Annotated in this window: 25 protein-coding genes and 1 pseudogene; 13 read left to right on the top strand and 13 right to left on the bottom strand. The window is 70.6% G+C overall.

Going from position 1 to position 20,759, the window contains the following annotated elements; translation table 11 throughout:
• The coding region (locus V5E28_RS33190; RefSeq protein ID WP_336212844.1) for a hypothetical protein at positions 1-215 on the top strand (215 nt) is incomplete at its 5' end.
• Positions 216-929: 714 nt separating this feature from the next.
• On the opposite strand, the gene V5E28_RS33185 is transcribed toward V5E28_RS33190, so the two are convergent.
• The 5 genes from V5E28_RS33185 to V5E28_RS33165 all read right to left on the bottom strand — a co-directional run bounded on the left by V5E28_RS33185 (position 930) and on the right by V5E28_RS33165 (position 3,925).
• Positions 930-1,214, bottom strand: coding sequence for a tyrosine-type recombinase/integrase (locus tag V5E28_RS33185; RefSeq protein WP_336212843.1), 285 nt, complete (start codon positions 1,212-1,214; stop codon positions 930-932).
• A gap of 99 nt (positions 1,215-1,313) precedes the next feature.
• Positions 1,314-2,297 carry an alpha/beta hydrolase gene (locus tag V5E28_RS33180; RefSeq protein WP_336212842.1) on the bottom strand — a complete coding sequence of 328 codons (984 nt, stop codon included), beginning with the start codon at positions 2,295-2,297 and terminating at the stop codon, positions 1,314-1,316.
• Position 2,298: 1 nt separating this feature from the next.
• The gene (locus V5E28_RS33175; RefSeq protein WP_336212841.1) at positions 2,299-2,436 is read right to left on the bottom strand and encodes a hypothetical protein; all 138 of its coding nucleotides are present in this window, start codon (positions 2,434-2,436) and stop codon (positions 2,299-2,301) included.
• A complete protein-coding gene (locus V5E28_RS33170; protein WP_336212839.1) occupies positions 2,433-3,674 on the bottom strand; it encodes an SGNH/GDSL hydrolase family protein in 1,242 nt (413 codons plus the stop codon). The genes V5E28_RS33175 and V5E28_RS33170 overlap by 4 nt, the downstream gene beginning before the upstream one ends.
• Positions 3,671-3,925 carry a BBE domain-containing protein gene (locus V5E28_RS33165; RefSeq protein WP_336212838.1) on the bottom strand — a complete coding sequence of 85 codons (255 nt, stop codon included), beginning with the start codon at positions 3,923-3,925 and terminating at the stop codon, positions 3,671-3,673. Before V5E28_RS33165 ends, V5E28_RS33170 begins: the two co-directional genes overlap by 4 nt.
• A 98-nt stretch (positions 3,926-4,023) precedes the next feature.
• On the opposite strand from V5E28_RS33165, the pseudogene V5E28_RS33160 reads away from it, so the two are divergent.
• A pseudogene (locus tag V5E28_RS33160) lies at positions 4,024-4,164 on the top strand (RNA polymerase subunit sigma-70); the annotation flags it as partial.
• A gap of 230 nt (positions 4,165-4,394) precedes the next feature.
• Here V5E28_RS33160 and V5E28_RS33155 read toward each other — a convergent pair.
• Genes V5E28_RS33155 through V5E28_RS33145 form a run of 3 tightly spaced genes read right to left on the bottom strand, consistent with a single transcriptional unit; the run spans position 4,395 to position 6,212 of the window.
• Positions 4,395-5,099: an SDR family oxidoreductase gene (locus V5E28_RS33155; RefSeq protein ID WP_336212837.1), complete on the bottom strand. Its 705-nt coding sequence runs from the start codon at positions 5,097-5,099 to the stop codon at positions 4,395-4,397.
• Positions 5,096-5,728, bottom strand: a complete 633-nt coding sequence (locus V5E28_RS33150; protein ID WP_336212836.1) for a hemerythrin domain-containing protein — start codon at positions 5,726-5,728, stop codon at positions 5,096-5,098. The genes V5E28_RS33155 and V5E28_RS33150 overlap by 4 nt, the downstream gene beginning before the upstream one ends.
• A 22-nt stretch (positions 5,729-5,750) precedes the next feature.
• On the bottom strand, positions 5,751-6,212 hold the full coding sequence (locus tag V5E28_RS33145) for a carboxymuconolactone decarboxylase family protein (RefSeq protein ID WP_336212834.1): 462 nt from the start codon (positions 6,210-6,212) through the stop codon (positions 5,751-5,753).
• Between the two features lie 231 nt (positions 6,213-6,443).
• Between V5E28_RS33145 and V5E28_RS33140 the strand changes: the two genes are divergently transcribed.
• Entirely contained in the window at positions 6,444-7,346 is a 903-nt protein-coding gene (locus V5E28_RS33140) for a LysR family transcriptional regulator (RefSeq protein ID WP_336212833.1), read from the top strand.
• A gap of 697 nt (positions 7,347-8,043) precedes the next feature.
• Here V5E28_RS33140 and V5E28_RS33135 read toward each other — a convergent pair.
• On the bottom strand, positions 8,044-8,643 hold the full coding sequence (locus V5E28_RS33135) for a TetR/AcrR family transcriptional regulator (protein WP_336212832.1): 600 nt from the start codon (positions 8,641-8,643) through the stop codon (positions 8,044-8,046).
• Between the two features lie 116 nt (positions 8,644-8,759).
• Here V5E28_RS33135 and V5E28_RS33130 point away from each other — a divergent pair, with 116 nt between their 5' ends.
• Positions 8,760-9,581 (top strand): SDR family NAD(P)-dependent oxidoreductase, encoded by an 822-nt coding sequence (locus V5E28_RS33130; RefSeq protein ID WP_336212831.1) that lies wholly within the window; start codon positions 8,760-8,762, stop codon positions 9,579-9,581.
• A gap of 201 nt (positions 9,582-9,782) precedes the next feature.
• Positions 9,783-10,250, top strand: coding sequence for a hypothetical protein (locus V5E28_RS33125; protein WP_336212830.1), 468 nt, complete (start codon positions 9,783-9,785; stop codon positions 10,248-10,250).
• Here the strand turns inward: V5E28_RS33125 and V5E28_RS33120 are convergent.
• Positions 10,226-10,810, bottom strand: a complete 585-nt coding sequence (locus tag V5E28_RS33120) for a dihydrofolate reductase family protein (protein WP_336212829.1) — start codon at positions 10,808-10,810, stop codon at positions 10,226-10,228. The two genes, V5E28_RS33125 and V5E28_RS33120, sit on opposite strands and share 25 nt — an antisense overlap.
• A gap of 310 nt (positions 10,811-11,120) precedes the next feature.
• Here V5E28_RS33120 and V5E28_RS33115 point away from each other — a divergent pair, with 310 nt between their 5' ends.
• From V5E28_RS33115 to V5E28_RS33085, 7 genes are all read left to right on the top strand, one after another.
• Positions 11,121-11,762: a hypothetical protein gene (locus tag V5E28_RS33115; protein WP_336212827.1), complete on the top strand. Its 642-nt coding sequence runs from the start codon at positions 11,121-11,123 to the stop codon at positions 11,760-11,762.
• A gap of 174 nt (positions 11,763-11,936) precedes the next feature.
• Positions 11,937-13,193, top strand: a complete 1,257-nt coding sequence (locus V5E28_RS33110) for a DUF418 domain-containing protein (protein WP_336212826.1) — start codon at positions 11,937-11,939, stop codon at positions 13,191-13,193.
• Positions 13,190-13,339: a hypothetical protein gene (locus V5E28_RS33105; RefSeq protein WP_336212824.1), complete on the top strand. Its 150-nt coding sequence runs from the start codon at positions 13,190-13,192 to the stop codon at positions 13,337-13,339. The genes V5E28_RS33110 and V5E28_RS33105 overlap by 4 nt, the downstream gene beginning before the upstream one ends.
• Before the next feature lie 85 nt (positions 13,340-13,424).
• Positions 13,425-14,612 (top strand): thiolase family protein, encoded by a 1,188-nt coding sequence (locus V5E28_RS33100; RefSeq protein WP_336212822.1) that lies wholly within the window; start codon positions 13,425-13,427, stop codon positions 14,610-14,612.
• Positions 14,609-15,286 carry a 3-oxoacid CoA-transferase subunit A gene (locus V5E28_RS33095; RefSeq protein WP_336212821.1) on the top strand — a complete coding sequence of 226 codons (678 nt, stop codon included), beginning with the start codon at positions 14,609-14,611 and terminating at the stop codon, positions 15,284-15,286. The genes V5E28_RS33100 and V5E28_RS33095 overlap by 4 nt, the downstream gene beginning before the upstream one ends.
• Entirely contained in the window at positions 15,283-15,972 is a 690-nt protein-coding gene (locus tag V5E28_RS33090; protein WP_336212819.1) for a 3-oxoacid CoA-transferase subunit B, read from the top strand. The genes V5E28_RS33095 and V5E28_RS33090 overlap by 4 nt, the downstream gene beginning before the upstream one ends.
• A 93-nt stretch (positions 15,973-16,065) precedes the next feature.
• Positions 16,066-16,584 carry an encapsulin gene (locus V5E28_RS33085; RefSeq protein WP_336212818.1) on the top strand — a complete coding sequence of 173 codons (519 nt, stop codon included), beginning with the start codon at positions 16,066-16,068 and terminating at the stop codon, positions 16,582-16,584.
• Here the strand turns inward: V5E28_RS33085 and V5E28_RS33080 are convergent.
• Positions 16,565-17,515, bottom strand: coding sequence for an alpha/beta hydrolase (locus V5E28_RS33080; RefSeq protein WP_336212817.1), 951 nt, complete (start codon positions 17,513-17,515; stop codon positions 16,565-16,567). The genes V5E28_RS33085 and V5E28_RS33080 overlap by 20 nt on opposite strands.
• Before the next feature lie 160 nt (positions 17,516-17,675).
• Positions 17,676-18,755 (bottom strand): acyl-CoA dehydrogenase family protein, encoded by a 1,080-nt coding sequence (locus V5E28_RS33075; RefSeq protein WP_336212816.1) that lies wholly within the window; start codon positions 18,753-18,755, stop codon positions 17,676-17,678.
• A 40-nt stretch (positions 18,756-18,795) separates the two neighbouring features.
• Here V5E28_RS33075 and V5E28_RS33070 point away from each other — a divergent pair, with 40 nt between their 5' ends.
• Positions 18,796-19,968: an acyl-CoA dehydrogenase family protein gene (locus V5E28_RS33070; protein ID WP_336212815.1), complete on the top strand. Its 1,173-nt coding sequence runs from the start codon at positions 18,796-18,798 to the stop codon at positions 19,966-19,968.
• Here V5E28_RS33070 and V5E28_RS33065 read toward each other — a convergent pair.
• Complete coding sequence (locus V5E28_RS33065) at positions 19,947-20,720, bottom strand: SDR family oxidoreductase (RefSeq protein ID WP_336212814.1); 774 nt, start codon at positions 20,718-20,720, stop codon at positions 19,947-19,949. The genes V5E28_RS33070 and V5E28_RS33065 overlap by 22 nt on opposite strands.
• Positions 20,721-20,759: the final 39 nt, after the last annotated feature.

Here is a 20,759-nt window from a genome sequence, read left to right as displayed (position 1 = left end):
CTGCCGTGTATGGTCCAGGTCTTACCGCTGCACCGGGAGTCATGGGTGCCACCGGTGGACTCTGGGGCATTGTCCAAGCGATCAGCCAAAACAGCGCCCGGACACTTCGCGACGGCAAGTGGTGCTACGTCTGGACCATCGATCAGGCGTTCAAACAAGAACGTGCGAAGCGCTACACACGCAACCATCCCAAGCGCTCGAAGAAACGGCATTAAGGTCGTGGCCTGCGGCGCCCTCACACGAACCGCCATCGAAGAGCCACCGAGGACCATGCTGGTCGGGTGGACGCAACCCCCGTCGCGCGCTGCGCGGACCTGATGCTGCAAGAGGCGGCCGACGCTACCAGCGTTGGCCACGCGGCTCCGCGCGGCCGGGTGCCGGCCGGGACGATGTGGCGGCCGAGGAAGGCGTAACCCCGGGCGCCCGCCGAGCAGTTCGTGCACGGCGAGGCTTCCCCCGGCGCGACCACCGCCTACGATCGGCCAAATGGGCGGGGATGACGATCTGGCATAGGCGCCACTGATCGGGCGGCTGGTTGACGGCGAGATGCCGACGCTGCCAGGCGGCGCGACCGAGGCGTGACACTGCGGCGTGCCGATGGCTCACCAGGTGAGCGCCGTGCGGTGGACAGTGAGCCCCGGCTCCTGGCGGCCCGGCGCGGAATTCGGAGGCCAGCTGCTGGTGTGCCCGCGCGGGGGTCATCCCATGCTCAAGATCTCCGGCGACGGCAAGTGAGCCTCGGCCTCGCACATGCGGGGGATCGTCCCTTCCCCGAGACGGAGCCACGGGAGCCAATCGTGGGAGCCACCGGTTCGCGGCCCCTTCAGACGTCCCGGGTCCTTCGTGGAGTGTTTGGCAAGGTGAGAAGCCCCCCGATCGACTCAGATCGACATTCCCAGACTCCCCAGTCTTCCTTCACACCGAGGAGGTCACTGGTTCGATCCCAGTATCGCCCACCAGCTCGAAGGCCGCCTCCCAAACGGGAAGGCGGCCTTTTTGATCTTCCCGGTGACGGCTGAACCTCCTCCGTGGCCGATGAGCCGGGCGATGTTCTCGACGGGGACACCATCTGCGGACAGCAGCGAGACGAACCTGTGCCGCATCTCCCGGGGTGTCCAGGCAGAGCTGACCAGACCAGCCCGGCTGATCACCCGACGGAACTCTCGCCGGACATTGCCCGCACTCATCTTGGTTCCGTTTCGCGTGGCGAACACGGCGCTTCACGGGCGTACGCCGAAGAGGTCAGCAGACGACGCACTACCACGGCGGATTCTGGCGCGATGGGGAACCACCGCGGGAGGGGCTCGGAGCCGTCAGGCGAAGAACTGGGCCAGTGACCGGGATACCAGTTCGGGGTTTTCCTCACACAGCCAGTGCAGCGTCTTTTCCACGGTGACGATACCGCGTACGTCCGCGGCCACGTGGGGCAGTGTGCCCTCGAACCAGGGGCGGGTGTCCGGGGCGACCAAGCCGAGTACGGGGGCGCTCACCTTGGCGTAGGTCTTCATGTCCTGGATGTCCTGGTGGCAGGCCTGGTACCAGGCGTTGCCCGCCCGGATGGCTTCCGCCTTGTCGTACGCGCGCGCGTAGATGGCCCTGTCGCGGTCGGTCACCGAGCCTTGGTCGACGAGACCAATGCCGTAGTGCCAGTCGATCAGAAACCGCGATCGGCCCGCGAGCAGTTGTTCCGGCAGGCCTTGGACCTGGTTGAACGCCCACCACCACATGTGCGTGTCGCCGCCTGCCTGTTGCAGCATCGGAATCTGGTAGAGGCTCTCGTCGGGGTGCAGCACGTCCAGCAACGCGAGTTTGCGTGTCGCGGCCGGGTGGTTGGCCGCGAAGCTGAAGGCGACCATCGCCCCGATGTCGTGCCCGGCGATGTTGACGCGGTCGTGACCGAGCTTGCGCACCAGTTCGTAGACGTCGCGTGCCATCGTCTTCTTGTCGAAGCCGCCCTCGGGTTTGCCGGAGGCCCCCATGCCCCGGATGTCGACGGCGATCACGCGGTAGCGGCGGGCGAGTGCCGGCATGACCTTGTGGTAGCTCCACCAGGTGGCGGGCCAGCCGGGCAGCAGGACGAGCGGTTCACCCGCGCCACCCGTCACGTAGTGCAGCCGGATCCCGTTGACGTAGGCGTGGGCGCTGCGGAAATCGCCGGGCAGTGAGGCGGCCAGTTCGGCGTCGCCAGGGAGCTTCGGTCCGATCGCGGCCGAGGTCGGGCTCGCGGTCGCGGCCAGGCCGCCCGTCGCGGCGAGCGCCGCACTGAGCGTGATCAGTTTGCGTCGGTTCAGGTTCATGTCAGCTGCTCCAAGTGAAGGTGTTCGTGCGGGAGAGGGTGTTCGCGCGGCTGGTCAGGAGCGTGGCGGTGACGATCGCGGCCGGGGCTGCTGGTCCGTTCGCGACGGTGCCGCGCACGTCGATCTCGATCATCGTCATCTTCCGGTGGTCAAGGAGGACAGGTCGACGGCGTCGGCCATGGCCTGGTAGCCGGCCGGGCTCGGGTGCAGGCGGTCGCCGCTGTCGTAGGCGGGCAGGAGTTCACCGGCGCGGCGTGGGTCCGGGTTGGCCAGCGCGCGGTCGAAGTCGGCGACGGCGTCGTACTCGCCGCTGGTGCGGATCCAGTGGTTGACGGCCTGGCGCACGCTCTCGCCGTACTCGCTGTAGAGGGCCGAGCCCTTGAACGGAGGGAGGGTTCCTCCGATGATCCGCACGCCGCGCGCTTTGGCGGCGCGGATCAGTGCGCGTTGGCCGTCGATCAGTTCTTTCGCGCTCACCCGGGGGTTCGGCGTGGCGCAGCCGGAGGTGTCCTGCTCGAACAGGATGTCGTTGATGCCCTCCAGGACGATCACGGTGCGCACGCCTGGCTGGGCGAGCGCGTCGCGCTGGAAGCGGGCGGTGGCCTTCTCTCCGAAGCAGGCGGAATCGTTGAGCACCCGGTTGCCGCCAATTCCGGCGTTCAGCACCGGTGTGCCCGAGGCGGCCAGGCGTTCGGCGAGCCGGTCAGGGTAGCGGTCGTCGGCGTCGTTGGTGGCGCCGTACCCGTCGGTGATGGAGTCGCCGAAGGTGACGATCGTGTCCTTCCTGCCGGACACGTCGAGCCCGGACAGGTAGTAGCGCGACAGGCTGGTCTCGGTGAACGCGGCGTCGCCTGTGTCGCGCAGGTGGTCGCCCTTGGCGCGGTAGGAGGTGGCCATGGCGATGCTGTGGAAGGTGGCCGGGGCGGTGGTTCCCCGGAAGTACAGCGTCACCGTGAGCTGTTCCAGCGCACGGACCGGGAGGCGGAGGGGGTCGCTGGCCGCCTGCCCGGCTGCGGGCACGGTCACCGAGGCGGAGCTGCCGAAGGTCAGCCGTCGGGTCGTGCCCGGCCGCACCGCCGCGCCGGTTGCGGTCTTGGCGATGGTGGCTCCGGTCAGCCGGAGCGGGGTGGTGCCGTAGGCGTTGGACAGCCGGATGCGCAGGTGTGTGCCGGCTACCGAGGTTCTGATCACCTGGCGGAGGGAGTGGTTGTCGAAGCCCTGCTGTGACCAGTTGGGGAACCAGGGGGTGGCGGTGGGCTGCTGGACGGCTGTCGCCCACCCGCCGCCCCACCTGCCGTCGGCCGCAGTGGCGGGCGACGGCGCGGTGGCCAGGGGAAGCGCGGCCAGGAGGGCGATCAGGGATGCCTTGTATCTCATGGAGATCTTCTTTCGTAACGGTACGGTGCCCGAGGCAGGCCAGGACCGGGAAGTTGGCGACGGAACACGTTCCGCGGGTCGTATGCCTTCTTGATGTCGCCGAGCCTGGCGAGGGTCTTGGCGGGGAAGGCCCGTGCGGCGCTCTCGCCGGGAGCCGGGAAGGTGTATGGGCTTGTTCCCGCTGACCGCCTCGCCCAGCGCTTGGCTGAGGCTGGACTGTCGCCCGGCTGTCGCCGTTCGTTCGCCGGCACATCAACGTTTGATCGGCACCTACACCTTCGCGCTGCCCGGCCTCGGCCCGGCGGGTGTCGGGACGTGGGCCGGGGGCGCAGGAGGAGGACTGCGGTGAGGATGGCTGACCACCGTGGTCGGCCGGGTGTGCCTGGACATGCTCCGCGCCCGCAAGTCCAGGCGCGAGGAGTCGCGGGAGGAGCGCCTGCCCGATCCGGTGATCAGCCGTGCGGATGCCGCCGACCCGGAACAGGCCGCCCGGGTCCGGTGGCGTAATCTGGACAGCCTGTTCGGCCTCTGGCCTACACCGCGTCGACCAGACGGGGCAGTTGTCGGCCGAGAAGGCAAGCAGGCTGGGTTCGGCCGGCGGGATCGGGTCGGCCGCCACCCCGCATGCCACCGCTTGCGGGCGGAGCGTCTCCGCGAGGCGGTCCTCGTCGGGACGGCAAACGCCCCAGAGGACAGCACGTACTTGCTCGTCTTAGGGGTTCACCAGTGGAGAGGGCCTTCGTCCTGGACGAAGGTGGCGGTGGGGCCGTCGGTGTTCAGGAGCGCCATGACGATGATCGGTGCGGCGCCCTGCTCGACGCTCTTGATGCCGGTGCCATGGTTGATGTCGGTCTTGACCCATCCTGGGTCGACCGCGTTGACCTTGATCGGGGTGTCCCACAGTTCTTTGGCATAGGACACGGTGATCATGTTCAGTGCGGCCTTGGAGGAGCAGTACGCCAGGTTGAGCATCGGCCACAGCGGATGGTCCTGGTCCAGGGTGCGCCCGATAGAGCCGCGCTCGCTGGAGACGTTGACGATCCGGCCCGCCGACGAACGGCGCAGCAGCGGCAACATCGCGTTGGTGACCTCGATGACGCCGAACACGTTCGTCTCATACACCTGGCGGGCCTGCTCCGCCGTGCTCTGGCTGGGCGGCCCATCAGGAACCATGATCCCGGCATTGTTGACCAGGATGTCGAGCTTGCCGTACTCCTGCTCGATCCACGTGGCCGCGGCTCGGACGCTGTCGGCGTCGGTGACATCCAGGCGCACGTACGGCAGGCCCAGCGGTTCGGCGGCGGCCTTGCCGCGTACGTCGTCGCGCGCGCCGACGATCGCGGTGACGCCCTGCTCGCCCAGTAGCCGGGCGGTCGCGCGGCCGATTCCCCGGGTGGCGCCTGTGACCAGCGCGATGGCCGTCATGATTCGGCACTCCAGTGGTCGAGACAGGCGTAGGCCGGCTGCCACTGGGCGACGTACGCCGCGCGGACGGGCTCGGGCAGCGGTGCCAGCATCGTCGCCACGGTCTGCTCGTCGGTGCCCTCCAGCAGCCACGGGATCAACCGGGGTGCGTCAGGGCCGATCCGCTGCCCGTGGACTTGACCGAAGTGCGCCCACTGCTGCACGGTGGCGGTCCGCTGAATCAGCGGGATCGCCGCGTCCTCCTCGTGCTTGAGGTGAGCGGCCAGGCTGGTGGCCAGCGCGTCCGTCAGATCGCCGAGCCGGTCCCGGTCGGCATCGGGGTCGGTCAGGGCCGCATCGATCGCCCCCATGAGCGGCTCGATGGCGGCGTGCTCGGCTTCCATCACTTCCAGCAGCACCAGGTCGTCCTGCTGGTCGGCCAGACTCTGGCGCAGCGCCGGCCACAACGCGTCGTCCTCGGCGGTGTGGTGGATGCGCAGGGACTTCTTGAACATGTGCCAGCCGGCAGCGGTGCGCAGGATGCGCCGCGGCTCGTCGCCGGTCTTCGCGGTGACGCGGGCCATGTGCGTCAGCTCACGGCGCAGGGCGTCGTGCATGGCGTACATCGCCGTCATGTCGAGATTGCTCATCGTGGGTTTCTCTTCCGGTGCGTCAGTTCCAGGAGGTGCCAGCGGGTTCCTTGATGGCGGCATTCAGCCGGTTGAACATATTCGTCACGCCGATCAGCAACAGCAGCGCCGAGATCTGCTTCTCGTCGTAGTGGTCGGCGACCAGGCCCCACAACTCGTCGCTGACCGCCTCGCCGGAGCGGTCGGCCAGCCGGGTGACGGCCTCGGTCAGCTCCAGCGCGGCGCGTTCGGCGTCGGTGAAGAACGGCGCCTCCCACCAGGCGGCCACCGCCGCGATCCGCTCGGCGCTCTCCCCGGCCTTGATGAGGCTTTGGTTATGGGCGTGGACGCAGGCTGAGCAGCCATTGATCTGGCTGGTGCGCAGAGCGACGATCTCCTGGAGCTCGTGGCTGATGTCGCCTTGGTTGATGGCCTTGAAGATGGTGCCGATGCCCTTCAGCCCGTCGGGCAGGACGTAGGCCGGGTTTGTCATACGCGCTTGCATGATGCTGCTCCTTGTCAAGGGGGTCATAGGTCACCGGCCGCATGGGGGCCGACACCGCATTGACGTTGCGGCGGGGGCAGAGGTGACCGCCAGACCCAGGGATCTTTTGACCCCTGGCGGGGTCGTTTCGCACGGCTTAACCCTGCCTCGGAGCGGTGGCGTGGATCAACGTAGAATCCGCACACGTCCGCGATAACACGGCAGTTATCGGCCCCCCTCCGACCGAAGGGAATGCAGGTGGAGCTGCGGGACATCGAGATCTTCCTGACTCTGGCCGAGGAACTGCACTTCGGCCGCACCGCTGCCCGGCTGCACGTCTCCCAGGCCCGTATCAGCCAGGCGATCAGCCAGCAGGAACGCCGCCTCGGCGCCCCGCTGTTCGACCGCTCCAACCGCCGCCGTATCAGCCTGACCCCCCTCGGCCGCCAACTCCGAGACGACCTGCGCCCGATCTACGCCGGTCTACGCGACAGCCTGGAACGGGCCCGCCTGGCCGCTCGCGGCATCACCGCTGTGCTCCGCGTCGGCATGCTGTCCAGCAACGCCCATGACCTGCGTCCCTACTGGGATGTCTTCCGCGCCCGCCATCCCTGGTGGAAGCTGCAGGTTCAGCAGGCGTCCTTCGTGGACCCGTTCACCGTGCTGCGCCGCGGCGAGGTCGATGTCCTGGTCTGCTGGCTGCCGATTGAGGAACCCGATCTCACTGTCGGCCCGATCCTGTTCGCTGAGCCGCGGGTGCTGGCGGTCGCGGCCGATCACGGGCTTGCCCGGCGCACGTCGGTCTCGCTGGAGGTACTCGGCGATTTCCAGCATTCCGATGTCGAATCGAGGCCGGACTACTGGGCTGACAGCTTCGTCCCGCCCCATACCCGCGCGGGCCGTCTGATCGAACGCGGCCCCTTGGTGCGCAACTCCGAGGAGATCCTCACCTTGATCAGCCTGGGGGAGATCGTGAACCTCTTCCCTGCCCACATGACTCGGTATTGGGTGCGACCCGACATCGTCTACTTGCCGGTTCGCGACATGGACGCTCTGCCGTTCGCGCTGGTCTGGCGCAGTGGAGCCGAAACCGACCTCATCCGCGCACTCGCGCAGGCAGTCCGCGACCTCGGCTCCCACCCCGCCAGCCCGTGACCCCGGCACCTCGGATCGCCGGATGTGCCCGGTGCTGTCAGCACCGACCTTCCGGCGCACGAGGTGATGGAGCTGCCCGGCGATGAGGGTTTGACCGTGCGCACCTACAGTGCCGCCCCGCGACCTCTCGGCGGACGGCCTTGAGCTCCTGGAAAGCTGGTCCACCACGGCCGAGGACGCACCTGCCGCTCACGCGCCCCCGAAAAATGATCCAGCGTCGGCGCCACTTCCGCCAAGCCCACCGACGCCGAGATCTACTTCGGGGAAAGTGCTGCCCAGTACGGCGACGGGCACGCGATGGTCGCGCGTCAGGCACAGATAATGACCTATCACGTACATGAGCGATCATGACGGTGCCGCGACCAGGAGCATCCCTCGCCGGGGCGGTGTGCTGCTCCTGCACGATGTCCGGTACATCACGCCGTACGCAGCTCTCGCCGGTTGGCCGGCGTGAGCGCGGCGCCGAAGGTCGCCGCCCTGCGCACGGCCAACCCCAACACCCACCGCGCCTACGCCTCCCCGATCGAAGCACTGGGCCGCGCCGTCGGCCCCGGCTGACGCCGAACGCCGCAAGGAGAGCGCCGACGAGACCCGCGCCGTGGCCAAGACCACGATTCACCGGCTGCTGTCGCGCCGTGACATCCTGCTGCATGAGCGGGCGCTGTGGCGAGCTGTGCGGGTGTGGATTCACTCCTGTTCAGGGGCCGAAAGCTCTGAGGGTCGCGTCGACGAGTGAGTCGGCGTATGCGGCGGTCAGCGGACCGCTGCGGTGCAGCCACCGCTGGAAGAGGGGGGCGTAGAGCACTTCGAGTGCCAGGTCGAGGTCGGCGTCGGCGGCGAGCTGGCCGGCCTCTTGGGCGCTGCGCAGGCGTGCCTTCTTCGCCTCTTCTAGCGGCTGGGACAGCTTCCGGTGGTACTCGGCCGCCAGCGCGGCATCGTTGGTGATCTCGGTGTTGAGTGCCCGGATCAGCCTGTCCAGGGCCGGGTCGGCGAACTCTTCCGCCGTGGCACGCATGACGAGCTTGAGGTCGGCCTCGAGGTCGCCCGTGTCGGGCAGCGCGATCGACTGCCCGTCCGCGTCCTCGCTCAGGGCCAGGAAGGCGGCGAAGACGACGGCGCTCTTCGTGGGCCAGCGCCGATAGATCGTCTGCTTGCCGACGCCGGCACGGGCGGCGATGGCCTCGACCGTGACCTTCTCGTACGCCTCCTCCGAGACCAGGGCGCGGGTGGCCGCGAGGATCGCCTGACGGGACCGCTCCTTACGCCGGGAGTGGTCCGGCCCCTTCTCGTTCGACATGCGGTCAGGCTACCCCGAGCATAAAACGAGACGATCCGTATTGCTTTGTGAAGAACGATGCCCTAGAGTGGAAACGAATCGAGACGGACCGTTTTATTTACTGAGAGTGAGACCTCATGACGAATGCCAGAGTGTGGCTCATCACCGGCGCGTCCCGGGGCCTGGGCAAGGCTTTCACCGAGGCCGCCCTGGCGGCCGGCGACCGCGTGGTGGCCGCCGCCCGCAACGTCGATCCCCTGGCGGAACTGGCCGAGAAGTACCCCGGTCACCTGGTCCCGCTCTCGTTGGACGTCGCCGACCGCCGGGCCGTGTTCGAAGGGGTGGAGCGGGCGGCGGCCGCGTTCGGCAGACTGGACGTCGTCGTCAACAACGCTGGCACGATGCTCTACGGCATGGTGGAGGAAGCCACGGAGGAACAGATCCGGGCTCATCTGGACGTGAACTTCTTCGGCGCCGTGTGGGTGGCTCAGGCGGTCCTTCCTCACCTGCGCGCCCAAGGCGGAGGACGGCTCCTCCAGGTCACCTCGATGGGCAGTGGCGGCGGCATGGCCACGGTCGGCTTCTACGGCGCGGGCAAGGCCGCGCTGGATTCGGTCAGCGAGGCCCTGGCGATGGAGGTCGAGGGGTTCGGCGTCAAGGTCACCATCGTGCAGATGGGCGGCTACGAGACCGGCCTGTTCACCGCCGGCACCACGACCACCGAACCCCTGGCGCAGTATCAGCCTTTGCGCACCGAGATGGAGGCGATGTGGGGCGACGCCGTCAGTCCGGAGCCGGCCACCGCCGCTCCGGTCATCATGGAACTGGTCGCACTGCCGGACCCACCCCGACGGCTGATCGTCGGCAGCCAGTCCTTCGACCACGTCCTGAAGATGGACCAGGCCCAAGCGGATCTGTACCGGTCCTGGGAGCACCTTAGTCGTATCGCCCCTGGCTGACCGGGTCCCCGCGCCATGACATTCCCGTCCCCTGCGCAGCCGCCGGGACGGGCGTGCGCCAAGAAGCACGCGGTACTGGCAGGAACCGCCGGAGTCGACCGCAGTCCGCTGGGGCTCCGGCACCGCGCACCTGCTGCCCCGGCTGCTGCACCTGCCCGGCGGCCCGCACGCACGGACCGCTGTTCCAGCCGAGGCTACGTCGTGGCCGGGATCGACCACACCCACGAAAGCTACGCCACCACCCTGTCTGACGGACGGGTCGCCGAATGCCTGGCCTGCGACAGCGACACCGGCTTCGGCACGGGAGTGGTCCACGGCCGGGCCGCCGACGTCTCCTTCGTCCTGGACCAACTGACCTCCAAATGGGACGGCTCCCACCTGATCGACCACACCCGCATCGCGATGGTGGGCCAATCGAGCGGCGGGGCCGCCACCGTCGCCGCCATGGTCAAAGACCCGCGCATACGCGCCGGAATCGACATGGACGGCACCAGCTACGCCCGCATCCCCAAAAGCGGATTCACCCGGCCGTTCATGTTCCTGGGAGCGTCGCAACACATCCCCGGCGGCCGCGACAACTCCTGGGACGGGCACGTGATGCCTAACCCCAGACCGGGCTTGACGGGGTGGGTGGATGGATGGGTTCAGGCATGCAGGGTGGGCCGGTAGATGAGCTCTTGGGTGTGGCCGTCGAGCGTCCGGCTCTCGATCAGCTCGAGGTCGAAGTCGGCCGCATCCTGGAAGATCGGGTCCACGCCGGTCTGAGCGGTGATCACAGGGAAGAGTGTCACCTGGACGCGGTCGACCAGGCCGGCTGCCATCAGGGCCCGGTTCATCGACAGGCTGCCGTGCGAGCGCATCGGCACCTCGGACTCCTGCTTGAGCCGGGCGACGACGTCGACGGCGTCGCCGCTCACGACGGTCGCGTCCGGCCAGTCGAGCGGCCCTTGCAGTGTGGTCGACACCACCGTTGCCGGCAGGTTCCTCATCCGGGTGACCCACGGGTCACGCACCTCGGATTCCTCGGTGCTCGAGGCCAGCATCCGCGCGAACGCCCGATACGTAGTGGCCCCGAAGACCATCCGCTGCTCCTGGCCGTACAGGGCGAGGCGGTGGTCGAGCAGCTCGGGGCCTTGCTTGCCCCAGTAGCCGCCCCAGTCGCCGTTGCTGTTGTAGGAGCCGAAGCCGTCGAGGCTGGAAAAGACGTCGAAGGTGTAGGTAGCAGTCATGATGCTCTCCTCGAGTGAGGTTGATCGGGGTGGACACAGACTGGACGGCGGGCGGGAAGAAGAGTGGCGACCGGCCCGTTGCCGGCTTCTCACCTTGGCTACGAACGCGCTCGACGCCGTTCGACACCGCCGCAGAAAAGAATCAGAAGACGTACCCGCCCCGACCGCGTCCGAGGCGGGTCAGACGACGTTCGGGGTCCAATGTTCGGGTGTGGCCGCATTTTCCCGGTGTTCCGGTCAACCCAGGGCGTGCCTCAGAGCGTGTCCGGGGTGGCTTTCACCGAGGAGACGAGAGCTGGCGGCGGTCACGGTGGTGCTGCCCGCGAGCCAGTCCGCGGCGCAGGCCCAGGTGGTCGCCGCGGTCGAGAACACCAGTCAGGAGAGCTATCGGATCCATACCGAGTCCGGCGACAGGACGTTCGAGGGCGCCTTCGATCCTGTCGAGCGCGTAGATGTCATCACCAGGCACGACGGGGTCGAGACCCGCTTCGTCGACGACATGATCTACGTTCGGGAGGGCCCGGGATCGACGTGGACGGCCTCTCCGCGCAAGCTGGCGGAGCTGGAGAGCGCCCCGGCGATCGTCTCGCTGGTCAAGCTGGCCCCGCTGGACCCCCAGGCCGCACTGCAGCGGCTGCGTTCTGCCACTGACGTGCGCGAGCAGGGCCCCGCCTCCGGCGAGGGCTGGACCGGCGAGCGGTTCACGTTCTCCTTGGAGGACGATGAAAGGGGCAAGATCCTGGGAGCGACCGGTTCCGTGGACGTGGACGACCAGGGACGGGTCCGGCGCCTGGAGATCGTCCACACCGAGACCGGCCACCGGAACGTCATGACCATCGGCGACTTCGGCACCCCCGTGTCGGTCGAGGCCCCGCCCGCCTCCGAGGTGCGGGAGCAACCGGCCGGCAAGCCGATCAAGCAGGCTGGCGAGCCGGCCGCCAAGCCCTCCTGACCAGCCGTTCCGGCACCCCTCACCGCCGAGCCGGCCCAGCCGGGCCGGGTGCGCGTGCCGCGCCCGGCCCGGCTGGGCCGTACCGTCGGGGAGACGGACCCTGTGCCTAGCTCCACCCCCGGTGTACATCTAGCCGCATTCCCCGCCCGCGGCCTCCCTCATACCGTCCAGAGCATGGACGATCTCTCCGCCGGTCAGGCCCCTCATGCGCAGCGCCGTGCGGGCACACCGCCCGCTAGGGGCGCCCCTTCGAGGGGACGAGGCTCGAACACGTCGATCGAGGCCGAGGCTTCGCCGTCCGGCGTCGCGGAGCGGGCGCTGGCCCCGGACCTGGCTCGGGGCGGGATGCTCCTCGCGATCGCGTTCGCGCACGCGCCGCTGTTCGTGGTCGCCGTAGACCGCGGCTCCGCCGTGGCCAACGGGATCGCCGAGTTCTTCCACCTGCTCTTCGTCAACAACCACGCGCGGCCGATGTTCGCCTTCCTGTTCGGCTACGCGCTGGTCCAGCTGCTGAACCGGCAGACGCGGCGGGGCGGCGACTGGGTGGGCATCCGCAAACTGCTGCGCCGCCGGGGGTGGTGGCTGGTGGTGATCGGGTTCGTGCACGTGGCGGTGCTGGCGCCCATCGACATCCTCGCCGCGTACGGGCTCGGCGCCGTCCTGCTCGTCGGCATGCTGCGGGTCAGGGACTCGGTGCTGCTGTGGACGGCGGGGCTCACCCTGGTGCCCGCCACCGCGATGGTCGCCTTCGCGATGTGGTACCCGATGAGCCAGCGCATCTCCACCTACGCGGCGGGAAGCGTCGCCGCGGGGACGACCGGGTTCTGGGAGTTGCTCACTGTCCGGGTCCTGAGCTGGCCCACGAGTCTGGTCGTGGGCGTCATCATGGTCGTGCCGGGGGTGCTCGCCGGGATGTGGGCGGCGCGGCGGCGCGTTCTGGACGAGCCCGGGCGGCACCGCGGTTTCCTGGTCCGCGCCACGGTGATCACCACGATCGTGTCCCTGGCCGGCGCGATTCCCGCCGGGCTCATCCAGACCGGGGTGTGGGCTCGGCCGTCGGGCGCCGCCGTGTGGGCCGCGGCGTTCGCGCAGCCGCTCACCGGATACTTCGGCGGCATCGGCATGGCCGGCGCGATCGGCCTGATCGCCGTCGCGGCAGGTCGCCGTCGCGGCCGCCTGACCGTGGCCGTCGAAGCGCTCGGTCAGCGTTCGATGAGCCTGTACGTCTTCCAGTCCGTGGTGTTCATCGTGGTCTTCTACCCGTACGGATTCGGGTTGCAGGACGATCTCGGGCTCGCGGGGGCCACGGGGGTGGCCGTGGCGACCTGGCTGGCGTCGCTCCTCGTCGCCGACCTGATGCGGCGCGCCGGCCACCGTGGACCGGCGGAGATCCTGCTGCGCCGCCTCGCATACCGTCGACGGGGGGCTTGACGACAAGGACCGTCGAGCTGGTCGCGCAGGTGAGCGGCGCGATCCTCGCCGAGATGGGCGACGAGCCCGCGCCGGGCCGCGGTGCACATCTGCTGAGCACGATCCTGTTCCCGACCGAGCGGCCACCGCCGAACGGCCGCGAGTGAGTCGATTTGGCGGCTATGGGTGAGTTACTCTGCCTATGTTCGTAGGGAGCACGGATGTTCGCATAGCGAACACTTGGAGGTCGGTATGGGTTCCGCCTTCGTCTACGCCGCGGCGCGCACGCCGTTCGGCCGGTTCAACGGCGCGCTCGCCGGTGTCCGCCCGGACGACCTGGCGGCCACCGCGCTGCGTGGCGCCCTGGCCAAGGTCCCGGCGCTGGATCCGGCCACGATCGGCGACGTCGTCTGGGGCAACGCCAACGGCGCGGGGGAGGACAACCGCAACGTCGGCCGGATGGCCGTGCTGCTGGCCGGGCTGCCGGTGAGCGTGCCGGCCGGCACGGTGAACCGGCTGTGCGGGTCCAGCCTGGACGCGGCCATGATCGGCTCGCGGGCGATCGAGAGCGGTGACGCCGACGTGATCGTGACCGGCGGCGTGGAGTCGATGACGCGGGCGCCGTGGGTGCTGCCCAAGCCTTCGCGGGCGTTCCCGGCCGGCGACCTGAACGCCGTCTCCACCACTCTCGGCTGGCGCCTGGTCAACCCGCGGATGCCCGAGGAGTGGACCGTCTCGCTGGGCGAGGCCAACGAGCAGTTGCAGGAGAGGTTCTCGATCTCCCGCGAGCGGCAGGACGCCTTCGCGGCCCGCTCGCACGTGCTGGCCGACGCGGCGTGGGAGGCCGGCTTCTACGACGACCTCGTCGTCCCCGTCGAGGGCGCCGACCTGTCCCGGGACGAGGGGATCAGGGCCGGCACGACGGTGGAGAAGCTCGCCGCGCTCAAGCCCGCCTTCCGGCCCGACGGGACGATCACGGCCGGCAACGCCTCGCCGCTCAACGACGGCGCGTCGGCGGTCCTGCTCGGCTCGGAGGCCGCCGCGTCCCGCATCGGCGCCGATCCGATCGCCCGCGTCGCCGCCCGCGCCGCCTCGGCGCTGGAGCCGCAGCTGTTCGGCTACGCCCCTGTAGAGGCCGCCAACCAGGCGCTGCGCCGGGCCGGCATCGGCTGGGACGACGTGGGAGCCGTGGAGCTGAACGAGGCCTTCGCCGTGCAGTCGCTGGTGTGCCTGGACGCGTGGAAGGTCGACCCCGACATCGTCAACACCAGGGGCGGCGCCATCGCCATCGGCCACCCGCTCGGCGCCTCCGGCGGGCGCATCCTCGGCACCCTCGCCCACGTGCTGGCCGAACGCGGCGAGCGGTGGGGGGTCGCCGCCATCTGCATCGGCGTCGGCCAGGGGCTGGCCGTCGTCCTCGAGAACGTGAACGCGTCATGACGGTCGTCACCGGCGAGCCCGACCGGGCCGTCGACGGGATCGCGGACGGCTCCACCGTGCTCATCGGCGGGTTCGGCCTGGCGGGCATGCCGGTCACCCTGGTCGAGGCGCTGATCCGGCAGGGCGCCACCGACCTGACCGTGGTCAGCAACAACGCGGGCAACGGCGACACCGGCCTGGCCGCGCTGCTCGCGGCCGGCCGGGTGCGCAAGATGATCTGCTCGTTCCCGCGGCAGAGCGACTCGTGGGTCTTCGACGGCCTCTACCGGGCCGGGAAGATCGAGCTGGAGGTCGTCCCGCAGGGCAACCTCGCCGAGCGGATGCGCGCCGCCGGGGCCGGCATCGGCGCCTTCTACTGCCCCACCGGGGTCGGCACGCCCCTGGCCGAGGGCAAGGAGAAACGCACCATCGACGGCCGCGAGTATGTGCTGGAGTACCCGATCAAGGGTGACGTCGCGCTCATCGGCGCCCACACCGGCGACCGGATGGGCAACCTCGTCTACCGCAAGACCGCCCGTAACTTCGGCCCCGTCATGGCGACCGCGGCGGCGCTGACGATCGCGCAGGTGAGCCAGGTCGTCGAGACCGGCGAGCTGGACCCCGAGACGGTCGTCACCCCCTGCATCCACGTGGACCGGATCCTGGACCTGAGCGCAGCGGAGGCCGCCTCATGACCGTCATCCCGCACCCTGCCGGCCGCACCGTCGAGCACCTCGGCAGCGGCCCCCTCGACCGCGACGGGCTCGCCGCCGTGGTCGCCCGCGACATCCCGCGCGGCTCGTTCGTGAACCTCGGCATCGGCCAGCCGACCATGGTCGCCGACCACCTCGCGGCCGACTCCGGGGTCGTCCTGCACACCGAGAACGGCATGCTCGGCATGGGGCCCGCCGCGCAGGGCGACGCCGTCGACCCCGACCTGATCAACGCCGGCAAGATCCCGGTCACCGAGCTGCCCGGCGCGTCGTACTTCCACCACGCCGACTCCTTCGCGATGATGCGCGGCGGCCACCTCGACGTGTGCGTGCTCGGCGCCTACCAGGTCTCCGGGCGCGGCGACCTGGCCAACTGGCACACCGGCGCCCCCGACGCGATCCCCGCCGTCGGCGGCGCCATGGATCTGGCGATCGGCGCCAAGGACGTGTTCGTCATGATGACGCTGTTCGCCAGGGACGGCACGCCCAAGCTCGTCCCGGAGTGCACCTACCCGCTCACCGGCCTGGCCTGCGTGAGCCGCCTCTACACCGACCAGGCCCTCTTCCACCTCGGCCCCGACGGGGTGACGGTGGCCGAGACGTACGGCACGACCGTCGACGAGCTCGCCGCCCGGCTGGACGTCCCGGTGCGCCGGCTCGGCGAGTGACGAAGGCGCGCCGGTCACCCCCGGTGCGAGGAACCGCCGTCGCCGCCTGACAGTCTGGTCGTACCGAGGTCCGACGGTCGGGGGGACGCGGAGATGACGCAGCGGGTGCCGCAGCCGGTGCTGAGCCCGCTGACGACGGCGGCGAGCTTCCTGGTGCTGACGGTCGACGCGGGCGGCGAGCCCGTCGTGCGCGACCTGCTGGCCGACGTTCCGGCGCTGCAGCGGTCCGTCGGCTTCCGGGCGCCCGAGGGCAGGCTGAGCTGCGTCGCGGGCATCGGGTCGCAGGCGTGGGACCGCTTGTTCGCCGGGCCGCGCCCGGCCGAGCTGCACGAGACCTCCGTGTACGGCTACCCGCTGCACGAGCACATCGCCCGCCTGCTGGACGGCAGGATCATCTGGGCGCCCGCCGTCGACGGGGCCTTCCTGCTGTCCAGCCGCGGCGGCGACTTCGAACCGCGCATCGGCCAGGACGTGTCCATCGGCTACCTGTCGCACGACGCCAACAGCGTCGAACTCTACTTCCAGGAGACCCTGACCTTCCTGGTCCACACCGCGGAAGCCGCGGTGGCGCTCGTCCAGAGCCCGGGAGCGCTCAGGCGAGAGCCCGCCTGAGCGCGTCGATCCGCCGGGCCCAGATGCGCTGCGAGAGCGCCGCCTCCGGGGCGAACGACTCCGAGGCGTGGAAGCTGCCCGGGTTGACGTGCAGCTCGGTCGGCACGCCGGCCCGCATGAGCCGCTGCGCGAACGCGATGTCCTCGTCCCTGAACAGGTCCACGGTGCCGACGTCGACGAAGGCCGGGGGCAGCCCGGACACGTCCTCGGCGCGCGCCGGGGCGGCGTACTGGTCGGCGTCGCGGCCTCCGAGGTACCAGGCCCAGGCCTCGATGTTGGCGGCCCGGTCCCAGAGTCCGACGTCGGTGATCTCGTGGCTCGACGGCGTCTCGTTGCGGTCGTCGATCATCGGGTAGATCGGCATCATGAACGTGAGCGCCGGGCCGCCGCGGTCGCGGGCCAGCAGCGCGGTGCCGATGGTCAGCCCGCCCCCGGCGCTGCCGCCGTAGATCGCCAGCCGCGCCGGGTCGATGCCCAGGTCGGCGGCGTTCTTCGCGGTCCACACCAGGCTCGCGTAGCAGTCCTCGACCGGGGCGGGGTGGGGGTGTTCGGGGGCGAGCCGGTATTCGACGGAGACCACGACGGCGCCGACCAGGTCGCACATCATCGTCGCGGTGGGATCCTCCCCATCGATGTCGCCGAGGATCATGCCGCCGCCGTGGATGTAGTAGACGCCGGGCAGCGTGCCCGAGGCGCCGGCCGGCCGGTAGATCCGCACGGCGATGTCAGGCTCCCCGTCGGGGCCGGGGACGGTCCTGTCCTCCTTGGTGACGTTCGGGTTCTCCGGCACCTCGATGGCGCTCAGCATGGCCGAGACGGCGGCCCGGCGCTGGACGATGTCGGAGATGGCGTTGAAGCCGCCGGGCAGCATGTCGAGCATGGCGTCCAGGGCGGGGCGGCTCTCGGGGTCGATCAGGTCACGACGGGACATCGGGGGTCCTCCGATGGACGAACGGCGGCCAGGCGGGTTGCGATGGTGCTTTCAGCGTCACGGCGTGACCACCCCGGATCAAGGGGCTTGCGTCCGGAATCTGGCGATTTCCGGTGGTGGGCTCCCGGCTCCCTGAGCGACCCGCCATCACCCCGCCGGGCTATCCCGGGCGATCGAGGACGTGGCCGGCGAGGCGGGTGCGGTGCCAGGCCGGGGAGCCGAACAGGGCGGCGGCCCCGTGGGCTCGCTTGAAGTGCAGGTGCGCCTCGTGCTCCCAGGTGAAGCCGATGCCGCCGTGCAGCTGGATGGTCTCGGCGGCGACGGCGGAGTACGCCTCGGCGCAGTACGCCTGGGCGGTGGCCGCGCGGACAGCCAGGTCCGGGGCGTCCCCGGCGAGCGCGCGGGCGGCGTCGTAGCTGACCGAGCGGGCCGACTCGACCAGGACGTACAGGTCGGCCAGCCGGTGCCTGACCGCCTGGAACGAGCCGATCGGCCGGCCGAACTGCTCCCTGGCCTTCACGTGCGACAGCGTCAGCTCCAGGCACCGGGCGCTGCCGCCCAGCTGCTCCGCGCTGAGCGCGGTCGCCGCCACGGCGAGCAGCCGTTCGAGGACGCGCAGCCCATCGTCGCCGATCAGGCGGGCGGGGGCCGCGTCGAACGTCACCCGGGCCTGGGGCCTGGTGCGGTCGAGGGTGACCAGCGGCTCCACCCGGACGCCCGGACCGGCGGGGTCCACGGTGTAGACGGCCAGGCCGCCGTCCGGGGCGAGGGCGGGCACGATCAGCAGGCCGGCGCGGACGCCGTCGAGGACGTGCTCCTTGACGCCGGTCAGCCCGCCGTCCGTCACCCGCGCCCGGATCGCCGCCGGATCCCAGGTGCCGCTCTCGGCCCAGGCCAGCGCGCCGACCCGGCTGCCGTCTGCGAGGCCGGGCAGCGGGTCCGTGGCGCCGCACGCCAGCAGGGCCTGGGTGGCGAGCACGGCGGAGCCGAGGTAGGGCAGCGTGGCCAGGGCGCGGCCCAGCTCCTCGCCGACCACATGGGTCTCGGCCAGCGTGCAGCCCGCCCCGCCGTGCTCCTCGGGAACGGCGAGGCCGAAGGCGCCCACCTGGCCGGCCAGCAGCCGCCACACGGTCTCGTCGTAGCCGGCTTCGGCGCCGGGCGCGGGCCGGGCCGGGGGAGTGCGGGCGAGAAGGGTGCGCACGGTGCGCCGCAGCTCCTCCTGTTCGCCGGTGCTGATCACGTACCCGATTATCTAACAAGTGTTTGGTAGAGTTCTACCCGTGAACCGGGCAGAGGTGCGCGCGTGGCTGGAGGACAACCTGTCGGGCGAGTTCGCGGCCGTTCGCGGGCTGGGCGGGCCCGGACGCGAGCACGAGGCGTTCGGCGTCCGGCTCGCCTGGGAGCGGCACCTGGCCGCGGCCGGCTGGACCTGCCTGGGGTGGCCCGAGGAGTACGGCGGGCGGGACGCGAGCGTCGCCGACCAGGTCGTCTTCCACGAGGAGTACGCGCTGGCCCGCGGCCCCGCCCGGGTGAACCACATCGGCGAGAACCTGCTCGGCCCGACCGTCATCGCCTTCGGCACCGAGGAGCAGCGCCGGCGGTTCCTGCCGCCGATCGTGGCCGTCGAGGAGCTGTGGTGCCAGGGCTACTCCGAGCCCGGCGCCGGCTCCGACCTCGCCGGCGTGCGGACCCGCGCCGAGCTCGACGGCGACCGGTGGCTCGTCAGCGGGCAGAAGGTGTGGACCTCCCTGGCCGTGGAGGCCGACTGGTGCTTCGTGGTCTGCCGGACCGAACCCGGCTCCACCCGGCACCGCGGGCTGTCCTACCTGCTGGTGCCGATGCGGCAGGACGGGGTGGAGGTCAGGCCGATCGTCCAGCTGACCGGGACGAGCGAGTTCAACGAGGTCTTCTTCGACGGCGCGGTGACCGGGGCCGCGAACATCGTGGGCGCGCCGGGCGACGGCTGGAGGATCGCCATGGCCACGCTCGGCTTCGAACGGGGCGTGGCGACGCTCGGGCAGCAGGTGGGGTTCCGGCGCGAGCTGGAGGCGATCATCGAGGTGGCCCGGACGACCGGCGCCATCGACGACCCCCTCCTGCGCGACCGGCTCGTCCGCTCCTGGATCGGCCTGCGGGTCATGCGGCTGAACGCGGTGCGCACCATGGAGGGCATCGCGGCGGGCGCGCCGGGGCCGGAGTCGTCGATCTCCAAGCTCGTCTGGGGCGTGTGGCATCGGGAGCTGGGCGAGCTGGCCGTGGACGTGCTCGGCGCCGCCGGGATGATCGCGGACGGCCCGCCGTACGACCTGAGCGACGCGCAGCGGCTCTACCTGTTCTCCAGGGCCGACACGATCTACGGCGGCTCGAACGAGATCCAGCGCGACATCATCGCCGAACGCGTCCTCGGACTGCCCCGCGAGGCCCGCCCCGCTCAGCTGCGCGACACCACGTAGCGGGCCGGCAGCTCGCCGCCGCCGTGCACCGCGATGTCCGCGCCGGTGAGGTAGGCGGCCAGGTCGCTGGCCAGGTAGAGGCAGGTGTTCGCGACGTCGGCGGGCACCGCCAGCCGCCTCATCGGGATCACCTCGGCCACTGCCGCGCCGCCGTCCGCGCCGTACACCGTGGCCGCCGCCTCGGTCCTGATCAGGCCGGTGGTGATGTGGTTGACGCGCACCCTGGGGGCCCACTCCAGCGCGAGCGCCCTGGTGAGCGCGAGCAGTCCGGCCTTGGCCGCAGAGTAGGCGGCGGTGCCCGGCTGGGGGTCCACGCCGGCCACGCTGCCGATGTTGATGATCACGCCGCCGGACTCCTGCATGACCCTGTTGGCGGGCTGCGCCACGTAGAAGGGGGCGAGCAGGTTCAGCGCCACGATCCGCTCGACGAACCGCGGCGAGACGGTCGCCGCGTCGGCGCTGGGGGAGCCTCCGGCGTTGTTGACCAGCACGTCGAGCCGGCCGAGCTGCTCGGCCGCCCGTTCGACCAGGTGGGCGGCGGCGGCCGGGTCCCGGACGTCGGCCGCGAGGAAGCGGGCCGTCCGGCCGCCGGCGGCCGGCAGGACCGCCGGCTCGCTCCGGCCGCACACCACCACGCCGGCGCCCGCGGCGAGGAACGCCCGCGCGATCGCGAAGCCGATGCCCTTGGTGCCGCCGGTGACCAGCACCGCCCGGCCGCCGAAGTCCACGGTGACATCTCCGGTGACATCCACTGGCACATCCATCCGGGAGGACCTAGCCTGGTTTCTAAC

Origin of the sequence: Nonomuraea sp. LPB2021202275-12-8, from assembly GCF_037044575.1 — a bacterium.
GTDB lineage: Bacteria > Actinomycetota > Actinomycetes > Streptosporangiales > Streptosporangiaceae > Nonomuraea.
The sequence above is the reverse complement of the archived record's forward strand: the minus strand, read 5'-3'. Positions and strand labels throughout refer to the sequence as shown.